Origin of the sequence: Pseudomonas sp. MD195_PC81_125 (assembly GCF_014060985.1) — a bacterium.
Taxonomy (GTDB): domain Bacteria; phylum Pseudomonadota; class Gammaproteobacteria; order Pseudomonadales; family Pseudomonadaceae; genus Aquipseudomonas; species Aquipseudomonas parakoreensis.
On sequence record NZ_JABULD010000652.1, the window covers coordinates 1 to 1,071 of the forward strand.

The 1,071-nt window shown below is 59.4% G+C and carries 1 protein-coding gene; it reads right to left on the reverse strand.

What is annotated here, in order from left to right:
- Positions 1-114: 114 nt before the first annotated feature.
- The gene (gene xthA / locus HT737_RS25765; RefSeq protein ID WP_182404264.1) at positions 115-927 is read right to left on the reverse strand and encodes an exodeoxyribonuclease III; all 813 of its coding nucleotides are present in this window, start codon (positions 925-927) and stop codon (positions 115-117) included.
- Positions 928-1,071 lie beyond the last annotated feature (144 nt).

Sequence of the window (1,071 nt, forward strand, 5' to 3'; positions counted from 1 at the left end):
GCCGACCCAAGATCTTCATTTCGATCGACTAGAGACGACTGGGGCTGCTTCGCAGCCCATCGGGGATAAATCCCCTCACCACAGGCTCACTCCTACAGGGAGAAGCGTTGTGAATCAGCTCAACTCAAGCCAGATCGGCGCATGGTCCGACGGCTTCTCCATGCCGCGCAGTTCGTAGTCCACGCCCGCATCCTTGACCCGTGGCAGCAAGCCATGGGAGGCGAGAATCACGTCGATGCGCAGACCACGCTTGGGCTCATCCTCAAATCCGCGGCTGCGGTAGTCGAACCAGCTGAACCGGTCGGTCACGTCCGGGTTGAGGTGGCGGAAGCTGTCAGTCAGGCCCCAGTTTTTCAGGCGGGCCATCCACTCGCGTTCTTCCGGCAGGAAGCTGCATTTGCCGGTTTTCAGCCAGCGCTTCATGTTGTCCGGGCCGATGCCGATGTCGCTGTCCTCCGGGGAAATGTTCACATCGCCCATCACCACCAGCGGCTGTTCGTTGTGGAACTGGCTTTCCAACAGGGTTTGCAGGTCACTGTAGAAGCGTTGCTTGGCCGGGAATTTGGTCGGGTGGTCGCGGCTTTCGCCCTGCGGGAAGTAGCCGTTCATGATGGTTACCGGCACGCCATTGGTGTCGGCGAAAGTGCCCCAGATAAAGCGGCGCTGGGCGTCTTCTTCATCGCTGGCGAAGCCTTTGTGAATCGCGATCGGCTCACTGCGCGAAAGCAGGGCAACGCCGTAATGGCCTTTCTGGCCGTGGAAATAAACGTGATAACCCAGCGCACGCACTTCTTCCAGCGGGAACTGGTCGTCGTGGACCTTGGTTTCCTGCAGGCCGATCACGTCCGGCTGATGCTTTTCGATCAGCGCTGCCAGCTGATGCGGACGGGCGCGCAGTCCGTTGATGTTGAAGGAAACAATCTTCATGGTCGGCAGTCCTGGCAAAAGGGCGATGCTAGCTGACATGTGGGATGGGGGCCAGTGTGGGGTAAGCAGATTCGCTGTGTTCTGTCAGATGTGTGCTGTCTGTAGGGGCCCCATCGCTGGCAAGCCAGCTCCCACAGGTTCAAT

Excerpts from the sequence above, each read along its gene's own strand:
- xthA (WP_182404264.1), bottom strand. The coding sequence starts at position 927 with ATGAAGATTGTTTCCTTCAACATCAACGGACTGCGCGCCCGTCCGCAT.